This is a genomic window from Streptomyces sp. NPDC001507, from assembly GCF_042894765.1.
Lineage (GTDB): Bacteria > Actinomycetota > Actinomycetes > Streptomycetales > Streptomycetaceae > Streptomyces.
Window position 1 is genome coordinate 109,773 of the sequence record NZ_JBIAVV010000016.1, and the last position, 20,552, is coordinate 130,324.

General features: G+C 71.2%; 14 protein-coding genes. 2 read left to right on the forward strand and 12 right to left on the reverse strand.

Features of this window, described 5'->3' with window-relative positions; genetic code table 11:
* Positions 1-57 precede the first annotated feature (57 nt).
* The gene (gene purU / locus ACFY0K_RS41320; RefSeq protein ID WP_390644204.1) at positions 58-930 is read left to right on the forward strand and encodes a formyltetrahydrofolate deformylase; all 873 of its coding nucleotides are present in this window, start codon (positions 58-60) and stop codon (positions 928-930) included.
* A 59-nt stretch (positions 931-989) separates the two neighbouring features.
* Here purU and ACFY0K_RS41325 read toward each other — a convergent pair whose 3' ends face one another.
* The 11 genes from ACFY0K_RS41325 to betA all read right to left on the reverse strand — a co-directional run bounded on the left by ACFY0K_RS41325 (position 990) and on the right by betA (position 18,369).
* Positions 990-1,598, reverse strand: a complete 609-nt coding sequence (locus ACFY0K_RS41325) for a sarcosine oxidase subunit gamma (protein WP_390644205.1) — start codon at positions 1,596-1,598, stop codon at positions 990-992.
* Entirely contained in the window at positions 1,591-4,863 is a 3,273-nt protein-coding gene (locus ACFY0K_RS41330) for a sarcosine oxidase subunit delta family protein (protein WP_390644206.1), read from the reverse strand. Before ACFY0K_RS41330 ends, ACFY0K_RS41325 begins: the two co-directional genes overlap by 8 nt.
* An 11-nt stretch (positions 4,864-4,874) precedes the next feature.
* The gene (locus ACFY0K_RS41335; RefSeq protein ID WP_390644207.1) at positions 4,875-6,107 is read right to left on the reverse strand and encodes a sarcosine oxidase subunit beta family protein; all 1,233 of its coding nucleotides are present in this window, start codon (positions 6,105-6,107) and stop codon (positions 4,875-4,877) included.
* On the reverse strand, positions 6,104-7,387 hold the full coding sequence (glyA, locus tag ACFY0K_RS41340; RefSeq protein WP_390644208.1) for a serine hydroxymethyltransferase: 1,284 nt from the start codon (positions 7,385-7,387) through the stop codon (positions 6,104-6,106). The genes ACFY0K_RS41335 and glyA overlap by 4 nt, the downstream gene beginning before the upstream one ends.
* Positions 7,388-7,495: 108 nt before the next feature.
* A complete protein-coding gene (locus ACFY0K_RS41345) occupies positions 7,496-9,934 on the reverse strand; it encodes an FAD-dependent oxidoreductase (protein WP_390644209.1) in 2,439 nt (812 codons plus the stop codon).
* A gap of 244 nt (positions 9,935-10,178) precedes the next feature.
* Positions 10,179-11,144, reverse strand: coding sequence for an ABC transporter substrate-binding protein (locus ACFY0K_RS41350; RefSeq protein ID WP_390644210.1), 966 nt, complete (start codon positions 11,142-11,144; stop codon positions 10,179-10,181).
* A gap of 13 nt (positions 11,145-11,157) precedes the next feature.
* Positions 11,158-13,131, reverse strand: a complete 1,974-nt coding sequence (locus ACFY0K_RS41355; RefSeq protein WP_390644211.1) for an ABC transporter permease — start codon at positions 13,129-13,131, stop codon at positions 11,158-11,160.
* Positions 13,131-14,222 (reverse strand): glycine betaine/L-proline ABC transporter ATP-binding protein, encoded by a 1,092-nt coding sequence (locus ACFY0K_RS41360; protein WP_390644212.1) that lies wholly within the window; start codon positions 14,220-14,222, stop codon positions 13,131-13,133. Before ACFY0K_RS41360 ends, ACFY0K_RS41355 begins: the two co-directional genes overlap by 1 nt.
* Positions 14,223-14,243: 21 nt before the next feature.
* Positions 14,244-15,713, reverse strand: coding sequence for an aldehyde dehydrogenase family protein (locus tag ACFY0K_RS41365; RefSeq protein WP_390644213.1), 1,470 nt, complete (start codon positions 15,711-15,713; stop codon positions 14,244-14,246).
* 142 nt (positions 15,714-15,855) lie between these two features.
* Positions 15,856-16,692 (reverse strand): 5,10-methylenetetrahydrofolate reductase, encoded by an 837-nt coding sequence (locus ACFY0K_RS41370; RefSeq protein ID WP_390644214.1) that lies wholly within the window; start codon positions 16,690-16,692, stop codon positions 15,856-15,858.
* Between the two features lie 6 nt (positions 16,693-16,698).
* Positions 16,699-18,369: a choline dehydrogenase gene (gene betA, locus ACFY0K_RS41375; RefSeq protein ID WP_390644216.1), complete on the reverse strand. Its 1,671-nt coding sequence runs from the start codon at positions 18,367-18,369 to the stop codon at positions 16,699-16,701.
* 149 nt (positions 18,370-18,518) lie between these two features.
* On the opposite strand from betA, the gene ACFY0K_RS41380 reads away from it, so the two are divergent.
* Positions 18,519-19,316, forward strand: a complete 798-nt coding sequence (locus ACFY0K_RS41380) for an IclR family transcriptional regulator (protein WP_390644217.1) — start codon at positions 18,519-18,521, stop codon at positions 19,314-19,316.
* Between the two features lie 59 nt (positions 19,317-19,375).
* On the opposite strand, the gene ACFY0K_RS41385 is transcribed toward ACFY0K_RS41380, so the two are convergent.
* Complete coding sequence (locus tag ACFY0K_RS41385) at positions 19,376-20,509, reverse strand: aromatic ring-hydroxylating dioxygenase subunit alpha (protein WP_390644218.1); 1,134 nt, start codon at positions 20,507-20,509, stop codon at positions 19,376-19,378.
* Between the last annotated feature and the right edge of the window lie 43 nt (positions 20,510-20,552).

Sequence of the window (20,552 nt, forward strand, 5' to 3'; positions counted from 1 at the left end):
GCTGGACGATGTTGCGTATCACTCACGTCGTTGCGCGATGCGCACCAGGAGGGTGTCATGTCTCCTCGACCGCAGCCCGGCCGCGAGTTCGTCCTCACCCTGTCCTGTCCCGACCGGGCCGGTCTGGTCCACGCCGTCACCGGGTTCCTGGTCTGCCACGGCGGCAACATCCTGGAGAGCCAGCAGTTCGACGACCGGCTCCAGGACCGCTTCTTCATGCGGGTGCACTTCGCCGTCCCGGACGACGCCGCCGCCCTGGAGGAACTGCGCACCGGTTTCGTCCCGGTCGCCGAAGAGCACCGCATCACCTGGCGGCTGACCGACGCGTCGACCCCGACCCGCACCCTCATCATGGTGTCGAAGTTCGGTCACTGCCTGAACGACCTGCTGTTCCGCAGGTCCACGGGCGCGCTCAACATCGAGATCCCGGCGATCGTCTCCAACCACCGCGACTTCGAGCCGCTGGCGCGGACGTACGGCATCCCCTTCCACCACATCCCGGTGACACCCGACACCAAGGCGGAGGCGGAGGCCCGGCTGCTGCGGCTCGTCGCCGAGCTGGACGTCGACCTGGTGGTGCTCGCCCGCTACATGCAGATCCTCTCCGACGACCTGTGCAAGCAACTCGACGGCCGGGCCATCAACATCCACCACTCGTTCCTGCCGAGCTTCAAGGGGGCCAGGCCCTACGTCCAGGCGCACCGGCGGGGCGTCAAGCTGGTGGGTGCCACCGCGCACTATGTGACGCCCGACCTGGACGAGGGCCCGATCATCGAGCAGGACGTCGTCCGGGTGAGCCATGCGCACGCCCCGGACGAGCTGGTCGCGCTGGGCCGTGACGTGGAGGCCCAGGTGCTCGCCCGCGCCGTGCGCTGGCACAGCGAGAGCCGGGTCCTGGTCAACGGCCGCTGCACGGTGGTCTTCCGCTGACACCGGCCACCAGGAGCGGGCCGCCACCTCTTCGGTGGCGGCCCGCTCTCAGTGGTGCCTCACGCGTGTTCCGCGGCCGCGTCCAGCAGCCAGTCCGCCAGGTACCCGGCGAAGGAGGAACGCACCAGGACCCAGAAGCCTGCCCTGGTCTCCTCGCGCGCGACCAGGACGACCTGGGTGCGGGCCAGCATGGTCTGGGCGCAGCGGCCGGGGCCGAAGGCGCGGGGGTGCAGGTCCAGGGCGCAGCCGTGGGCGAGCAGGTCGCGGGCGCGCGGGCCGCCGACGAGGAGGGTGGTGCGCTGGGCGGAGACGTCCGTGACGGCGACGGCGCCCGGTGCGTCCCCGGCGGCCGTGCGGATCCGGCTCTCCAGCTCCCGCTCGGTGCCCGGCCGGCCCACCACCAGCCATTCGTCGGGGCCGAGCCAGACCGCGGTCACCTCCCCCGCGTGCACCACGGTGTCGGGTTCCAGGGGCAGTTGGAGTCCCAGGGTCGGTCCGACGGCGTCCGCCGCCGGGCTCTTGGCGTCGAGGCGGACGTTCACCTGGGCCAAGAAGGGGAGTTCGGCCAGGCGGAGCGCGCCCCGGGAGGAACGGGTCACCGCGGCCAGGCGGGGCGCGGCGTCGGCCAGGGGGCTGCGCCGGCATGCGGTGGGGGCGGTGTCAGCCATCGCGGCGGGCTCCCTCGGGGTCGTAGAGGACGGGGCTTGCGACGGTCACCGGCAGGAGCTGCTCGCCGACGGGGGCGTAGAGGCGTTCACCGATGCGGTCCCGGCCGCCCTTGACCAGGGCGAGCGCGAAGGTCCGGCCGAGCGCGGCGCTGCGGTAGCTGGAGGTGACGTGGCCGAGCATCGGCACGGGCGGGGCGGGCAGTTCGCCGTCGGCGACCAGCTGCGTGCCCTCGGGGAGGAGGGCGGCGGGGTCGTCGGTGAGCAGGGCGACGAGATGCTTGCGGTCGGGGCGCACGGTGTCGGCCCGCGCGTAGGAGCGCTTGCCGATGAAGTCGGGCTTCTTCTTCGAGACCGCCCAGCCCATGCCGAGGTCCTGCGGGGTGACGGTGCCGTCGGTGTCCTGGCCGACGATCGGGTAACCCTTCTCGGCGCGCAGCACGTGCATGGTCTCGGTGCCGTACGGGGTGATGCCGTACGGGGCGCCCGCCTCGTACAGCGCGTCCCAGAGCGTCACCGCGTGCCACGGCGACACGTTGATCTCGTAGGCGAGTTCGCCGGAGAAGCTGATCCGGCACACGCGGGCGTCGAGGCCCGCGACGGTGGTGTCCCGCCAGGCCATGAACGGGAAGTCGTCGTTGGACACGGCCAGTCCGGGCGCGAGCGAGCCGAGGACCGCGCGGGAGGCGGGGCCGACCAGGGCGACGGTCGCCCACTGCTCGGTGACCGAGGTGCAGTGCACCCGCAGGTCGGGCCACTCGGTCTGCAGCCACTCCTCCATCCAGTCCAGGACGGCGGCCGCGTTGCCGGTCGTGGTGGTGACCAGGAACCGGTCGGGGGCGAGCCGGATGACCGTGCCGTCGTCGAACACCATCCCGTCCGGGCGGCACATCACGCCGTAGCGGATCATGCCGACCTTCAGGGTGCTCATCATGTTCGTGTAGAGCAGGTCCAGGAAGTGTGCGGCGTCCGAGCCCTGGACGTCGATCTTGCCGAGGGTGGAGGCGTCCATGAAGGCCACGCCCTCGCGGGCGGCGCGGCACTCGCGGAGCACGGCGGTCGTCATGTCCTCGCCGTCCCGCGGGTAGTACCAGGGCCGCTTCCACTGCCCGACGTTCTCGAACAGCGCGCCGTGCCCGACGTGCCGGCCGTGCAGGGCGGTGGTGCGGACCGGGTCGTGCAGAGCGCCCCGGTTGCGCCCGGCGAGGGCGGCGAAGGAGACGGGGGTGTACGGCGGCCGGAAGGTGGGCAGGCCGAGCGCCGAGATGTCCACGCCGAGGAGTTCGGCGACGACGCCGCTCGCCAGGAGGCCGCCGGTCTTGCCCTGGTCGTTGGCGGTGCCGGCGGTGGTGTACCGCTTGGTGTGCTCCACCGAACGCAGGCCCGCGCCGGTCGCGCGGGTCAGGTCGGCCACGGTGACGTCGCGTTGGAGGTCGACGAAGCGGGGGGCCGCGCCGGGGACGGTGAAGACCGGCATGGGCGGGGTGTACGGCTGTGCGGCGACGGCGGGGAGGGCGGGGGGCTCGGCGGTGTGGCCTTCCGCCGCCACCGCGCGGGTGCCGGCCGCCGCGCCCTGGGCGAGGGCCGTGGCGAGGTCGGACGTCCCGTTCGCGGCGCCCGCCGCCGTCACCGTCTGGCGGCAGCCGTCGGGCACGAACGTGCCGAGCACCTCGTCGAAGCGGAGCCTGCCGCCCGCCTGGCTGAACAGGTGCGCGACCGGGTTCCAGCCGCCGGAGACGAGGAGGAGGTCGGCGGCGAACTCGCGTCCGGGGGCCGTGCCTTCACAGGGGGCGACCGTCACAGCGGTGACACGCTCCGCGCCTGCCGTGCCGGTGACCGCGTGGCCGGCCAGTACCTCGATGCCTGCGGACCGGGCGCGGGCGGCCCACTCCCCCGGTTCGGGGCGCGTGTCGACGACGGCCGCGACGGTCACACCGGCGGCGGCGAGGTCGAGGGCGGCGGCGTAGGCGGTGTCGTTGGTGGTGAACACGACGGCTCGGCGGCCGGGCAGGACGCCGTAGCGGCGGAGGTACGTGCGGGCCGCGGCCGCCAGCATCACGCCGGGGCGGTCGTTGTCGCCGAAGGCGATGGAGCGTTCGTGCGCGCCGGTGGCGAGGACGACGTGCCGGGCGCGGATCCGCCAGACGCGTTCGCGGGAGACCTGCGGTGGGGCGTCGGCGCCGAGGTGATGGGTGCGGCGCTCCACGGCGAGGAGGTGGTTGTCGTCGTAGTGGCCGAAGACGGTGGTGCGGGGCAGGACCCGCACCTCGGGGGCGGCTGCGAGGCGGGCACGGGTCGCGGCGACCCATTCGAGGTGCTCGCCGGTGCCGAGCAGGCTGCCGCCGGGTTCCGGCTGGTCGTCGGCGAGGATGACGCGGGCGCCGGTGGTGGCCGCGGCCGCCGCCGCCGCGAGGCCGGCCGGGCCGGCGCCCACGATCAGCAGGTCGCAGTGGGCGTGTACGGCGTCGTAGCGGGCCGGGTCGGGGGCGGTGGCGAGGCGGCCCTGACCGGGGAGGCTGCTCGCCACCAGGCCGTCGTGGAGTTCGACGGTGGTGGCGGGGAGCATCGGTTCGGGGAAGGGGGCCTCGATCTGGACGACCGCGTTGGGTTCCTCGACGCCGGCGGAGAAGATGCCGCGGGGGCGGCCGAGCCTGATGCTGGTGGCGGCCTGGATGACGCCGTTGGCGAGGAGGGCGGAGGCGAGGGTGTCGCCTCGGTAGCCCTGGTATTCGGTGCCGTCGAAGGTGAAGGTGAGGGGGGTGGTGCGGTCGATTCGGCCGCCGGTGGGGGTGCGGAAGGGTTGGTCGCCCCCGCCGCCCCTACCCGTCCCGTCCTGAAGGGGCGCTGCCCCTTCAGCCCCGCTGGGGGCTGCGCCCCCGGACCCCCCTTCGGCCTGAACGGCCTCGTCCTCAAACGCCGGACGGGCTGATGGTGCCTGAACGGGCTCGTCCTCAGACGCCGGACGGGCTGAGACAGAAAGCGTCGGCCGAGAGGGCACCGCCGGACGCGGCTCACCCGCCCGGTACACCGTCAGGATCTCGTTCGTCGACGTGTCGCGGACCGCGTTGAACCATCTCCGGCAGCCTGCCGCGTGGCTCCAGCGTTCCGCGAACGGGCCCTTGGGGTTGTCGCGGAAGAACAGGTACCGCGCCCACTCCTCGTCGGTCAGGGAAGCCGGGTCCTCCGGGTACGGCACATGGGCCTGGCCGCCGTAGTGGAACTCGGTCTCGTCGCGGGGCCCGCACCACGGGCAGGGGATGAGCAGCATGGTAGGGCTCCCTAGTGGGCCACCGCGGCCGCGCCGTGCTCGTCGACGAGCGCGCCGGTGGTGAAACGGTCGAGCGAGAAGGGGGCGTTGAGGTGGTGGGGGCTGTCGTGGGCGATGGTGTGGGCGTAGACCCAGCCGACCCCCGGGGTGGCCTTGAAACCGCCGGTTCCCCAGCCGCAGTTGAGGTAGAGGCCGGTCACCGGGGTGAGGCCGACGATCGGTGAGGCGTCGGGGCTGACGTCGACGATGCCGCCCCAGGTGCGCAGCACGTGGGCGCGGGCGAAGACCGGGAAGAGTTCGAGGGCGGCGGCCATCTGCTCCTCGATGATGTGGAACGCGCCGCGCTGGGTGTAGGAGTTGTACGCGTCGATGCCCGCGCCCATCACCAGCTCGCCCTTGTGCGCCTGGCTGACATAGACGTGCACCGCGTTGGACATGACGACGGTGGGGTGGACCGGCTCCAGGAGTTCGGAGACCAGGGCCTGGAGCGGGTGGCTCTGGAGCGGGAGTTCGATGCCGGCCATCGCGGCCAGGACCGAGGTGTGGCCGGCCGAGCAGAGGGCCACCTTGCCGGCCGCGATCGGGCCGAGGGTGGTCTGGACGCCGACCACCCGGCCGTCGACCACGTCCACGCCCGTGACCTCGCAGTTCTGGATGATGTCGATGCCGGCCGCGTCCGCCGAGCGGGCGAAGCCCCAGGCGACGTAGTCGTGCTTGGCGATGCCCGCGCGGGGCTGGTAGGTGCCGCCGAGGACCGGGTAGCGCACGTCGGGTGAGGTGTTGACGATCGGGCAGACCTCTTTGACGCCGTCCGCGTCCAGCCACTCGGCGTCGACGCCGTTGAGGCGGTTGGCCTCGACCCGGCGGACGCTGTCGCGGACGTCCTGGAGGCTGTGGGCGAGGTTCAGGACGCCGCGCTGGGAGAAGAGGATCGGGTAGTCGAGTTCGTCCTCCAGGCCCTCCCAGAGTTTCAGCGCGTGTTCGTAGATGCCCGCGCTCTCGTCCCACAGGTAGTTGGACCGGATGATCGTGGTGTTGCGGGCCATGTTGCCGCCCGCGAGCCAGCCCTTCTCCAGGACGGCCACGTTGGTGATGCCGTGGTTCCTGGCCAGGTAGTGGGCGGTGGCGAGGCCGTGTCCGCCGCCGCCGACGATGACGACGTCGTAGGAGCGCCTCGGCTCGGGCGTGCGCCAGAGGAAGTCCGGGTGGTCGGGGAGGTCGGCGCCTGGGGTGCGGGGGCTCATCGGGCGTCTCCGTCGTGCGAGAGGTGCGGGTAGAGCGGGTGCTCGGCGGCGAGCGCCTCGGTGCGGGCGCGCAGGGCGGCGAGGTCCGGCTCGGGCTGGAGGGCGAGCGCGATGACGTCGGCCACCTCGGCGAAGTCCTCCGCCGTGAAGCCCCTGGTGGCCAGGGCCGGGGTGCCGATTCGCAGGCCGGAGGTGACCATGGGCGGGCGCGGGTCGAAGGGGACGGCGTTGCGGTTGACGGTGATGCCGATCTCGTGGAGGAGGTCCTCGGCCTGCCGCCCGTCCAGCGGGGACTCCCGGAGGTCGACCAGGACGAGGTGGACGTCCGTACCGCCGGTCAGCACCTTCACTCCGGCCGCGGCCGTGTCGGGCTGCGTCAGGCGCTCCGCGAGGATGCGGGCCCCCGCCAGCGTGCGGGCCTGGCGCTCGGCGAACTCGGGGGTGGCAGCCACTTTGAATGAGACGGCCTTCGCGGCGATGACGTGCTCCAGCGGGCCGCCCTGCATGCCGGGGAACACCGCCGAGTTGATCTTCTTGGCGAGGTCGGCGTCGTTGGTGAGGACAACCCCGCCGCGCGGTCCGCCGAGGGTCTTGTGCGTGGTCGTGGTGACCACGTGGGCGTGCGGGACGGGGCTCGGGTGCAGCCCCGCCGCCACCAGGCCCGCGAAGTGCGCCATGTCGACCATCAGCAGGGCACCGACCTCGTCGGCGATCCGGCGGAAGGCCGCGAAGTCGAGCTGTCTCGGGTATGCCGACCAGCCCGCGATGATCATCTTCGGCCGGTGCTCCTTGGCGAGCCGCTCCACCTCGTCCAGGTCGACGAGGTTGTCGGTCTCGGAGACGTGGTACGGCACGACGTTCAGCATCTTGCCGCTGTAGTTGAGGCGCATGCCGTGCGTGAGGTGGCCGCCGTGCGCGAGGTCGAGGCCGAGGATCGTGTCGCCGGGCCGGAGCAGGGCGAAGAAGACGGCGGTGTTGGCCTGGGCACCCGAGTGCGGCTGCACGTTGGCGAAGCCGGCCCCGAAGAGGGACTTGACCCGCTCGATCGCCAACCTCTCGGTGACGTCGACGTGTTCACAGCCACCGTAGTAGCGGCGCCCGGGGTAGCCCTCGGCGTACTTGTTCGTCGCGACCGAACCCTGCGCCTCCATCACGGCGACGGGCGCGAAGTTCTCGGAGGCGATCATCTCCAGGGTGGACTGCTGCCGGTCCAGCTCGGCGCGGAGCGCGGCATGGACCTCGGGGTCCAGCTCGGCCAGGGGTGTGTTCAGCTCGTTCATGCGGGTTCCGCGATCCTTTCGACGACCTCAGCGCCCCGAAGGGGCGCGGGGAACTGCGCGACCAGCCACGACGAGCCCGCAGCCGAACAACGACGCCACACGCATCCCTCACCCACGGAGCCGGCTCATCCCCGGGTCGAACAACGGCTCCTCGGCCACCACCGCCTCGACGCGCTCGTCGAAGTACCCGATCTGCACGCCGGTCCCGGGCACCGCCAGCTCCGCCGGCAGCCACGCGTAGGCGATCCCCTTGCCGACCGTGTAGCCGTAGGCCGCGCTGGTCACGTAACCCACCGCACGCTCACCGTCGTACACCGGCTCCTTGCCCATCACGACGGCCCGCGGGTCGTCGATCGTGAGGCAGCTCAGCCGGCGCCGTACGTCCGCCTTGCGCCGCTCCAGCGCGGCCCTCCCGACGAAGTCGCCCTTGTCGGGCTTGACGGCGAAGCCGACGCCGGCCTCGTAGGGGTCGTGCTCGTAGGTCATGTCGGTGCCGAAGGAGCGGTAACCCTTCTCCAGGCGGAGGCTGTTGAAGGCACCGCGCCCTGCGATGATCCCGCCGAGCGGCTCGGCCGCCCGCCAGAGGGTGTCCCAGAGTTTCTGCCCCTGGTCGGCGGTGGTGTACAGCTCCCAGCCGAGTTCGCCGACGTACGACAGCCGCATCGCGGTGACCGGCACCGAGCCGATGTAGGCGCGTTTGGCGCGGAAGTACTTGAGGCCGTCGTTGGAGAAGTCCGCCTCGGTGAGGGGCTGGAGGACCTCGCGGGCGAGGGGGCCCCACAGGCCGATGCAGCAGGTGCCGGGGGTGATGTCGCGGACCTGGACCGTGCCGTCGGCGGGCAGGTGGCGGGTGAACCAGTCGAGGTCGAGGTTGCCGTTGGCGCCGACCTGGAAGAGGTCCGGGGCGAGGCGGGCCACGGTGATGTCGCTGCGGATGCCGCCGTCGTGGTCGAGGAGCAGGGTGTACGTCACCGAGCCGACGGACTTGGCGACCTTGCCTGTGGTGAGGCCCTCCAGGAAGTCGGCGGCGCCGGGGCCGCTGACCTCCAGGCGCTTGAGCGCGGTCATGTCGTACATCGCGACGGTCTCGCGGGTGACCTGGGCCTCGGCTCCGACGATCGGCGACCAGTAGCGGGCGGCCCAGTCGTTGGGGGTGGGGATCGAACGGCCTTCGAGCAGACCCGCGTTGGCCTCGTACCACTGCGGGCGCTCCCAGCCGTTCGCCTCCAGGAAGAAGGCGCCGTGTGCCTGCTGGCGGGCGTGGAAGGGGCTGGTGCGGATCGGGCGCGGCTTCCCGGACGGCTGGAGGGGGTGCAGGATGTCGTAGACCTCGACGAAGTTCTGGCAGTCGCGGGCCAGGACGTACTCCGGGGCGAGCTGGTGCGGCTCGAAGCGGTTGACGTCGCACTCGTGCAGGTCGAAGGACGAGCAGTGGCCGTCGACCAGCCACTCGGCGACCGCGCGGCCGACGCCCGCGGAGTGGGTGACCCAGACGGCCTCGGCGACCCAGAAGCCCTTGACGTCCGGGGACTCGCCGAGCAGCGGGTAGCCGTCGGTGGTGAAGGAGAACAGGCCGTTGATGCCCTCCTCGATCTTGGCCTCGCGGGTCGCGGGGAGCAGGGACCGGGTCTCGGTCCAGGCGTCCTCGAAGTCCTCCTCGGTGAACTTCAGGACGGAGGGCATCTGGTCGGCCTCGTCGACGGAGAGGATGTCGTCGGCGGAGACCGGCATGGGGCGGTGGCCGTAGGAGCCGATGCCGAGGGTGTCGAAGCGGTCGCGGTAGTAGAGGTCGGCGTCCTGGTGGCGCAGGATCGGGCGGACCGCCTCCTCGGCCTGGCCGGCCAGCGCGGGGACCGGGCCGGTCCAGGCGAGCTGGTGGGCGAGCGGGGTGAGGGGCAGGTTCATGCCGACCATGCGGGCGATCCTCGGGCCCCAGATGCCGGCGCAGCAGACCACGATGTCGGCGGGGAGTTCACCCTGGTCGGTCAGGACGCCGGTGACCCGGCCCTCGCTCTGCCGGACGTCCAGGACCTCGTGGCGGGCGAGGAAGCGGACGCCTCGCTCGGTGGCGCGGCGGATCTGGGCCTCGACGGCGAGGACGGCCTTGGCGAGGCCGTCGGTGAGGACGTGGAGGCCGCCGAGGACCCGGTCGGGGTTGACCAGCGGGTGCAGCTCGACGCACTCCTCGGGGGTGAGGATCCGCGCCTCGACGCCCCAGGCGGTGATCCAGCCGTGCCGGCGGTGGAGTTCGGCGAGCCGCTCCGGGGTGGTGGCCACTTCGAGGCCGCCGACCTGGAGGAAGCAGGGCTTGCCGTCGACGTCGAGGGAGCAGAGCTTCTCGACGGTGTAGCGGGCCAGCTCCGTCATGGTCTTCGAGGGGTTCGTCTGGAAGACCAGGCCGGGGGCGTGTGAGGAGGAGCCGCCGGTGGCCGGGAGGGGGCCCTGGTCGACCACGGTCACCTCGGTCCAGCCGCGTGCGGAGATCTCGTCCGCGAGGGCCGCCCCCACGACGCCCGCTCCGATGATGACCACTCGGGGTCCCGCCATCGCCCAACCTCCGAACTTGAGACCGGTGCAGTTGCTTTGTGCGCAACGTGATTCAGGCTGCGCAACTCAATGTGCCCGTCGGTGCGGAGGGGTGTCAAGGGGGTGGCGACCTGGCGGAAGTGCGCTCGGAACAGCGCTCGGAACAAGCCGGCGACGGCCGGAGAACGGCAACGCCCGGCGGGCGGCGCGCACAGCTGCGCACCGCCCGCCGGGCGTCCCGGAACGGCTCCTCCCGCGGCCTTCGCTACTTCAGCCAGGCCTTCACCTTGTCGGGGTTGGCCTCGACCCACTTCTTCGCCGCCGCGTCGTCCGACATCTTGTCCACGGCGATGTACTTGGCCACCGTGTTCTGGTCGTCGTTGGTCCAGTTGAACTTCTTCACCAGGTCGTACGCCGGGCTGCCGGACTTGGCGAAGCTCGCGCTGACGATCTTGTCGAGGTCGTAGACGGGGTAGTCGCAGGCCACCTTCGCCGCGTCGGCGTCGCAACCCGTCGTGTACTTGGGCAGGTTGACCTTGACCAGCGGCACCTCGGAGAGGAACCACTGCGGTTCGTAGAAGTAGCCGATCAGCCACTGCTTGTTCTTCTCGGCAGTTCTGAAGGCCTGGATGAGCGCGGTCTCGCTGCCCGCGTACACCACCTTGAAGTTCAGCTTCAGGTTCTTCACCAGCGCGGCGTCGTTGGTGACGTACGACGGGTCGCCGTCGAGGAGCTGGCCCTTGCCGCCGGACTCCGAGGTCTTGAAGTCGGCTGCGTACTTGTTGAGGTTTTTCCAGTCGGTGATGTCCGGGTGCGCCTTGGCCAGCCACGGCGGCACGTACCAGCCGATGATGCCCTTGTTGCCGGTCGGGCCCGCCTCGACGGCCGTCTTCTGGCCGGTGATGTACTTCTTCTTCAGATCGTCGTGGCCCCAGTTCTCCAGGACGGCGTCGACCTCGCCGGTCCCGAAGCCCTGCCAGGCGATCTCCTCCTTGAGGTCCTTCTTGGCGACCGTGCAGCCGAGGTCGTGCTGCGCGACGTACGCGACGACCGCCGCGTCCGCCTCGTATCCCACCCAGGGGTTGACGGCCAGGTTGAAGGTGCCGCACTTGCCGCCGGAGGACGTCGAGCCGGCGGAACTGCTGTCGCCGACCTTCGCGCCGCCGCAGGCCGTGAGGGTGAGGCCGAGGACGGCCAGGCCGGCCGCGCCGGCTCGCCAGTGTTGTGCCATGGTGTCGAGCTCCTTATGCCCTGGTGCGTCGTGCCGCAGCCTGAGTGATCCGGTCGAACATGACTCCGAGCAGTACGATGGCGAGCCCTGCCGCCAGCCCCTTGCCGTACAGCTCGCCCTGCGAGAAACCGGCCACGACGTCGTAGCCGAGGGCGCCGGCCCCTACCAGGCCGCCCACCACAACCATCGACAGCACGTAGATCAGCCCCTGGTTGGTCGCGAGGGTCAGGGCGCTGCGTGCCATCGGCAGCTGGACCTTGGTGATGATCTGCCAGGTGTTGCACCCGGCCGAGGTGGCCGCCTCCACAGTGGGTGCGGACACGTTCCGCACCCCGTCCGCGATGATCTTGACGGCGACGGGTGCCGCGTAGACGACGGCGGCGACGATCGCGGTGAAGCGGGTGGCACCGAAGAGCGCCAGGAACGGTACGAGGTAGACGAACGGCGGCATGACCTGGGCCGCGTCCAGGGTGGGCCGGATCAGCCGGTCCACCAGCGTGCTGCGGCCCATCCACACGCCGAAGACGACGCCGACCAGCATCACCAGGACGGTGGCCACGGCGGTCGAGGCGAGGGTGGTCATGCTGTCCGACCACAGGCCGGTGCCGACCAGGAGACCGACGCAGGCGGCCGCCGTCGCCCCGGCCCGCCAGCCGCCGAGGACCGCGCCGAGCCCGGCCAGGACGGCCCCGACAAGCCACCACGGGGAGTCGGTGAGCAGGGTCTGGAACGGGTTGAGCAGGCCGTTCGTGAGGGCGTCCCGCAGGGCGTTGGTGAGCCCGGAGAGGTGGTCCTGCAGCCAGGTGGTCGCGGTGTCGGCGGCGCTGGCGATGTGGCTGCCGACCGTGCCGTCGCCGGGGAACTCGGCCGCCCAGACGTAGGTGTGGGAGAGGTAGGCCAGGACGACGGCCGCGATCCCGCCGGCCCCGAGCAGCGGGCGGCGCCACTTCGCGAACCGCCCGTCCGTGCGGCGGGTCTCGGTGCGGGCGGCGGCCGCGGTGGTGACCCGGTCGAGGACGATCGCCATGACGACGATGGCGAGGCCGGCGTTGAAGGCCGTCCCGACGTCGAGCGACTGGAGGGCCTGGACGACGGTCTTGCCGAGGCCGGGCGCGTCGATCAGGGCGGCGATGGTGACCATGGCCAGGGCGGCCATGATGGTCTGGTTGACGCCCATGACGACCGTGCGCTTCGACATCGGCAGCAGCACCTTGACCAGTTGCTGGGTGCGGGTGGTGCCCATCGAGTCGGCGGCCTCGACGGTGGTCTCGGGGACGGAGCGGATGGCGTGCGCGGTGATGCGGATGGCGGGCGGGGCCGCGTAGATGACGGTGGTGATGACGGCGGAGGCGCCGCCGATCAGGAAGATCAGGGTCAGCGGGGCGAGGTAAACGAAGGTCGGCATCGTCTGCATGAAGTCCAGGAAGGGCGTCATGATCCGGTCGACCCGGTCGGAGAGCCCCGCCCACACGCCGAGCGGGATGCCAATGAGCAGGGCCACCAGGACCGCCGACAGGGTCAGCGCCAGGGTGTCCATGCTCTCCTGCCACAGGCCCTGGAGCCCGAAGAAGGTGAACCCTGCGACGGCCAGCAGGGCGACCCGCCAGTTGCCCACGGCCCAGGAGACGTAGCCGGCGAGGCCGACGACGCCGAGCCAGCCGATCTGCGGCACCGGGCGGCCGCCGGCGGGCTGGGAGATCAGCGACTGGACGAAGGTGACCAGGTTGTCGATTGCCAGCCGGATCTCGTTGAAGAAGTACAGGAAGACCGGGTTGGAGTTGCGGTTGGCGCCGATGCTGTCGTTGACGTCGTTCAGCCAGCGGTGCAGGCCGGTGAGGTCGGCGGCGGCCAGGGTCAGCGTCTGGCGGCCCCGGAACGCGGCGAAGAGCACCAGCCAGAGGACCAGGATCGCCGCCACCGCCATCGGGCGGCTGACCTTCCTGCGGATCGTCGCGACCGGCGCGGTCGCATCGGCGACGGCGGCCATCAGGCGCCGCCGTCCTGCCCGGCCACGACCGCGAGGATCTCCTCGTCGCCGACGATGCCGAGCAGCCTGCCGTTCTCGACGACCTTGACGGGCTTCTCGGCGGCGAGCACCGCGCGGGTCGCCTCGCGCACGACGACGTCCGGGCCCAGCTCCGGTCCGTCGAGGGCGTCTTCGGGTGCTGCGGGCCGCATGATCCAGCGCAGGGTGAGGACGTCGCCGCGCGGCACGTCCCTGACGAAGTCCCGCACGTAGTCGTCGGCCGGGGCGCCGACGAGTTCGTCGCCGGTGCCGCACTGGACCGTCTTGCCGTCCCGCATGATCAGGATGCGGTCGCCGAGCTTGAGCGCCTCGGAGAGGTCGTGGGTGATGAAGACCATGGTCTTGCCGACCTCGTGGTGCAGCCGGACGACCTCGCTCTGCATGTCGCGGCGGATCAGCGGGTCGAGTGCGGAGAACGGCTCGTCGAAGAGGAGGACGTCGGGATCGCCGGCCAACGCCCTGGCCAGGCCCACCCGTTGCTGCATACCGCCGGAGAGCTGGTCGGGGTAGGAGTTCTCGTAGCCGGCGAGGCCGACGAGTTCGACGGTCTCCATCGCACGTTTCACGCGTTCGGCCCTGCCCATGCCGCGGATCTCCAGGCCGAACGCCACGTTGTCGACGACCTTGCGGTGCGGCAGCAGGCCGAAGTGCTGGAACACCATGGAGAACTTGCTGCGCCGCAGCTCCCGCAGCCGCCGGGCGTCGGCGTCCCGGATGTCCTCGCCCTCGAAGACGATCTCGCCCGCGGTGGGTTCGATCAGCCGGGTCAGACATCGCACCAGGGTGGACTTGCCGGACCCGGACAGGCCCATGACGACGAAGACCTCGCCGGGCGACACCTCGAAGCTGACGTCCCGCACGGCGGCGGTGCAGCCGGTGCGGTCCATCAGCTCGCGGCGGGTGAGCCCGCACAACTCCTCGGAGCCCGGCACCTCGTCGGCCTTGGGCCCGAACACCTTCCACAGCCGGCGCACGGAGATGACCGGGGTGCGGTCCCGGGGTTCCTCGGACGTGTCGCGCCGCTGCGACGCCTCGGTCTGGGCTGGGGGCATGGTGGGGACCTCTCTTCGGCGTCAGCCGCGGAACCAGTGCTGCGGCCGGGGTTGGATGTTCTGCCAGACGTGCTTGGGCTCTCGGTACTCGTCCAGGCCGGTCGGTCCCAGCTCGCGGCCCACGCCCGAGTGCCCGAAGCCACCCCATTCCGCCTGCGGCACATAGGGGTGGTAGTCGTTGATCCACACGGTGCCGTGGCGCAGCCGGCGGGCGACCCGCTGGGCCTTGCCCGCGTCCTGCGTCCAGACGGCCCCCGCGAGGCCGTACTCCGTGTCGTTGGCGATGCGGACGGCGTCGTCCTCGTCCCGGAAGCGCTCGACGGTGAGCACGGGCCCGAAGGACTCCTCGTGCACCACGCGCATGTCCTGGCGGCACTCGTCGAGGACGGTGGGCGGGTAGTAGAAGCCGTTCGCGAGCGCGGGGTCTTCGGGGCGGCTGCCGCCGCAGCGCAGTACGGCGCCCTCGGCGAGGCCCGCGGCGACGTACGCCTCGACCTTCTCGCGGTGCTGCGCGGAGATGAGCGCACCGGTGTCGGCCTCGGGGTCGAACGGGCCGCCCAGGCGGATGAGCCGGGCCCTGCGCACGACCTCGTCGACGAAGGCGTCGTGGACGGGGTCCTCGACGATCAGCCGCGCCCCGGCCGAGCAGACCTGCCCGGAGTGCAGGAAGACGGCGGTGAGCGCGAAGTCGACGGCGGTGTCGAAGTCGGCGTCGGCGAAGACCACGTTGGGGTTCTTGCCGCCGAGTTCGAGGGCGACCTTCTTCACGGTCGCCGCGGCGGTGGCCATGATCCGCCTGCCGGTCTCCAGGCCGCCGGTGAAGGAGACCATGTCGACGGCGGGGTCCTCGGAGAGCGCGGCACCGGCCTCGGGTCCGGCGCCGAGCACGAGGTTGCCGGCGCCCGGCGGGAGTCCGGCCTCCTCCAGGGCCTTCATCAGCAGGATGGCGGTCGAGGGAGTCAGCTCGCTGGGCTTGAGGACGAACGTGTTGCCCGCGACCAGGGCCGGTGCGACCTTCCAACTGGCCTGCAGCAGCGGGTAGTTCCACGGGGTGATCAGTCCGCACACGCCGACCGGCTCGTATCCGACGCGGCTGACGGCGTCCGCACGTCCCGTCTCGATCACCCGGCCGGCGTCGGTGCCCGCGATGCCGCCGTAGTAGCGGAGGCAGGAGACGACGTCGGCGATGTCGTACTCGCTCTCCACCAGGCGTTTGCCGGTGTCCAGGGACTCGGCGCGGGCGAACTCCTTGGCGTCGCGTTCGATGATGTCCGCGGTGCGGAGCAGCAGGGCGCCGCGCTCGCGCTCGGGGGTGTGCGGCCAGGGCCCCTCGTCGAACGCCCGCCGGGCGGCGGCGATCGCGGCCTCCGTGTCGGGGCGGGTCGCCTCGGAGACCGTCGCGACGAGGGTGCCGTCCGCCGGACAGCGGATCTCGCGCCGGCCGCCGGCCACTGCCGCGCGCCATTTCCCATCCACATACAGATCTGCCACGGCCGCGCCCTTCGAGCCCGAATTCGTTGCGCATTGTGCATTGGATTGCTTTTGGTGGAACACCCTGACCGAATGTGGCGACACCCGTCAAGGTCTCCGCGTATCCCGATTCGGCCGCGAAAGCGGCGCCATCGGGAACCGGTCAGCCGCCCAGCCGGTCCAGCAGCGCACGGCGCCACCGCTCGGTCTCGGCAACCTGGTTGAAGGTGAACAGGTGGAGGCCCGCCACGCCCGCCGACGGCGCGGTGAACGCCTCCGCGCCCCGGGTGAGCAGCCGCCCGGGGTCGTAGCCGCCGGGTGCGGCGAGGCGCAGGAACCAGGAGGCGTGCCTGGTGAGGAAGCGGGTCGACTCCCCCACCCCGATCTTCGTGGCCGTCGTCAGCAGCTTGGCCCGCTGAATCGGTCCGGCGACGCCGACGTACACGGGCAGGGTGACGTCACGGCGCCGGATCCGGGTGAGCCAGTCGCCGAGCACGCGCGGGTCGAAGCAGAGGTTGCTGACGATGTAGGTGGCGTGCGCGCGCTTGTCCCACATCGCCTGGACGGTGAGGTCGTCGTGGATGAGGGGATGGCTCTCCGGGTAGCCGGTGATCCCCGTCTCCGTGAAGGGCCTGCCCAGTTCGGTCAGCCGGCGCAGCACCGGCAGGGCTCCCTCGTACGTCCCGGCGGGCGGATCGGCGTCGCCCGCCGGGACGAAGAGGTCGTCGACGCCGGCCGCGCGCAGCCGCTCGATGACGTCCTTGAGGTGCGTGTCGTCGCGGAGCAGGCGCGCGGGCACGTGCGGGACGACGCGGTAACCGTGCGCCGCGAGCCGCTCGGTGAGGGCGAGGGTCGGTTCCAGGCCCTTGACCGGCGACGCCGTGACCGTGACGACGACGTCGCGCGGCACGTGGGCGAGGACCTTCTCCTCGGTCGCCCGCGCCGGCAGCACCTCGTAGCGGACGCGGGCGAGCAGCGCCCGCAGGGCCTCGGCGCCCATGGCGGTCTACCCTGCCTGCTTCTGGGCGTCGCGGAGCCGGTAGTACACGGCCTTGGACGGCGGCAGCGGCTCCTGGCCGAGGATGAGGTCGGCCGCCTTCTCGGCGATCATCATCACGGGGGCGTAGATGTTGCCGTTGGTGACGTACGGCATCACCGACGCGTCCACCACCCGCAGTCCCTCCACGCCGTGCACCCGCATGCTGGTCGGGTCGACGACGGACATCTCGTCGGTGCCCATCTTGCAGGTGCAGGAGGGGTGCAGGGCGGTCTCGCCGTCCTTGGCGACCCAGTCGAGGATCTCCTCGCCGGTCGCCACGGACGGGCCCGGCGAGATCTCCCCGTCGTTGTAGGGGGCCAGTGCCGGCTGGTTGAGGAGGTTGCGGGCGACTCTGACCGCCTCGACCCACTCGCGCCGGTCCTGCTCGGTGGAGAGGTAGTTGAAGCGCAGCGCCGGGTGTTCGCGCGGGTCCCTGCTCCTGATCTTCACCGAGCCGAGGGCGTCGGAGTACATGGGGCCGACGTGCACCTGGTAGCCGTGGCCGCCGGCCGGCACGGAGCCGTCGTAGCGGACCGCGACGGGCAGGAAGTGGAACATCAGGTTGGGGTAGTCCACGTCGTCGTTGCTGCGGCAGAAGCCGCCGGCCTCGAAGTGGTTCGTGGCGGCCGGACCCTTGCGGAAGAGCCACTGCAGGCCGATGAAGGGGGCCCGCCACTTCGCGAGGTACGGCTGCACGGAGACGGGCTGCTTGCAGGCGTACTGGATGTACACCTCCAGGTGGTCCTGGAGGTTCTCGCCGACGCCGGGCAGGTCGTGGACGACGTCGATGCCGAGGGCGCTCAGCTCCTTCGCGTTGCCGACGCCGGAGAGCTGGAGCAGTTGCGGGGAGTTGATCGCGCCGCCGCAGAGGATCACTTCCCTGGCGCGGACCTGCTGGAGGGCGCCCTTGCCGCGCCGGTACTCGACGCCGACGGCCGTCTTGCCCTCGAAGAGGACGCGGGTGACCAGGGCGCGGGTCTTCACGGTCAGGTTGGGGCGCTTCCTGGCGGGCTTGAGGTACGCCTTCGACGCGGACAGGCGGCGGCCGCGGTGGACGTTGCGGTCGAACTTGGCGAAGCCCTCCTGCCGGTAGCCGTTGACGTCGTCGGTGGGGGCGTAACCGGCCTCCTCGGTGGCCTTGAGGAAGGCGGAGAAGAGCGGGTTGGTGGCGGGCCCGCGTTCCAGGACCAGGGGGCCGTCGTGGCCGCGGAACTCGTCGTCCGGGCCGGCGGCCAGGCAGTTCTCCATCCGGCGGAAGTACGGCAGGCAGTGGGCGTAGTCCCAGGTCTCCATGCCGGGGTCGGCGGCCCAGCGTTCGTAGTCCATGGGGTTGCCGCGCTGGAAGATCATGCCGTTGATGCTGCTGGAGCCGCCGAGCACCTTGCCGCGGGCGTGGTAGATCCGGCGGCCGCCCATGTGGGGCTCCGGCTCGGACTCGTACTTCCAGTCGTAGAAGCGGCTGCCGATGGGGTAGGTGAGCGCCGCGGGCATGTGGATGAAGACGTCCCACGGATAGTCGGGGCGGCCTGCCTCCAGGACGAGCACCCGGTTGCCGGGGTCGGCCGAGAGCCGGTTCGCCAGTGCGCTGCCGGCCGAGCCGCCGCCGACGATGACGAAGTCGTACTGCAAGGGAGCCATGGTGCCTCGTCTCGCTCGCGCCGTCGATTGCGCGGCATGCTAGTACGGGTATCGCTATACGCACCAGGTTGCGAACAACGCAACTTGTAAGATCTTTGTTCACATCGCGTTACTTGGAGTGCGTTGTTTACTGCGCGTATAGTTTCGCTATGAGCAACTTCAGTCCGGATACCGAAACGAACGGCTCATCCTCTGGGGGCGTGCAGTCCGTCGACCGCGCCATCAGCGTCCTGGAGATCCTGGCCCAGCGCGGCGAGGCGGGCGTCAGCGAGGTGGCCGCCGAGATCGATGTTCACAAGTCGACCGCGTTCCGGCTGCTCGGCGCCCTGGAGGCGCGCGGTCTCGTGGAGCAGTCGGGCGAGCGGGGCAAGTACTCGCTCGGCTTCGGCATCGTACGCCTGGCCGGCGCCGTGACGGGACGCATCGACGTCACCCAGCAGGGCCGGGCGGTGTGCGAGCGGCTGGCCGAGGAGATCGGCGAGACGGTCAACATCGCGGTGATGCAGGAGCACTACGCGATCAACCTCTACCAGGTGCGCGGCGCCGCCGCCGTCAGCGCGCACAACTGGGTCGGCCAGCTGACCCCGCTGCACGCCACCTCCAGCGGCAAGATCATGCTGGCCCACCGGCCCGCCGCGGAGCGCGCCGCGCTGATCTCGGACGGGGGCCTGAAGAAGCTGACCCCGCACACCATCTCCTCGAAGGCGAAGCTGGAGAAGAACCTCGCCGAGGCCCGGGAGCGCGGTTACGCCTGGACGCTGGAGGAGCTGGAGATCGGGCTGCACGCGATGGCCGCGCCGATCCGGGACCGGGAGGGGGCGGTCATCGCCTCGATCAGCGCGTCCGGGCCGTCCTACCGGTTCACCGAGGAGCGCATGCACGAGCTGGCCCCGGTGCTGGTCAAGGGCGCGGAGGAGATCAGCCACCGCATGGGGTACCTGGGCTGAGCGCCCGCCGGCCGGCCGTCGTGGGGCCCGCGTCCGGCCCTTCCGCGCGGGCCACGGCGTCACTCCGGCTGCCGGGTGCCGAGCCGTTCGTGGACCCAGTCGTGGAAGGCGCCGATGTGGTGCTCGCTGGGCACCAGCACCCCGCCCTTGGCGTACAGCCGTGAGTTCATGCCGGGCTGCGTGCGCTCGCAGGCCTCGAAGTCCTGGCGGTTGACCCGGTCGAAGAGCTCCACGGACCGGCTGACGTCCTTGCCGCTGTCGACGACGTGCGGGAGGTAGAGCCAGTCGCACTCGACGATCGTGCGGTCGACGGCCACCGGATACATCCGGTGGAATATCACATGGTCCGGGACCAGATTGATGAACACCTGCGGTTTGACGGTGATCGCGTAGTAGCGCCGGTCCTGGTCCGCCGAGACCCCCGGGATGCGGTCGAGCCCCTCGGAGCCGTCGACGGTGAACCCCTGGACGTCCGCGCCGAACTCCGCGCCGTGCCCCACGTAGTACTGGGCCGCGTAGCCGTCGGCGAACTCGGGCAGCACCTCGGTGAGTTCGGGATGGATCGTGGCGCAGTGGTAGCACTCCATGAAGTTCTCGATGATGAGCTTCCAGTTGGCCCTGACGTCGTAGACGATCCGCCTGCCGACGGAGAGGTCCTCGACGCCGTAGCGCTCGATCGACTCGACGTCGCCCAGCCGCTCGACGGCCGCCCCGATCACGTCCTCCTCGAAGGACGGCGGGTTCTCCGCGAGGCACACCCACACGTAGCCGAGCCACTCCCGGACGGCCACGTTCACCAGGCCGAACTCGGTCCGGCCCACGTCGGGCATCTTGGTGAGGTTGGGCGCGGCGACCAGCTTGCCGTCGAGACCGTAGGTCCAGGCGTGGTACGGGCACTGGAAGGCGCGTGCGACCTCGCCGGTCTCCTCGGTGCAGAGCTTGGCGCCCCGGTGCCGGCAGACGTTGAAGTACGCGCGGACCGACCGGTCCCGGGCCCGGGTGACGAGGATGCTCTCGCGGCCCACGTCGACGGTGCGGAACGCGCCGGGCTTCGGCAGCTCGGCGGCGCGGGCCACGCAGAACCACATCGTCTCGAAGATGCGCTCCTGCTCCTGGGCGAAGATCCCGGGATCGGTGTAGGCGGAGCCGGGGAGGGTGGCGATCAGGCTGTCCGGCAGGCTGGTCGAGGTCACGGTGCTCTCCTCGGAGGACGTCGTGGATCGGACGGGTGGCGCG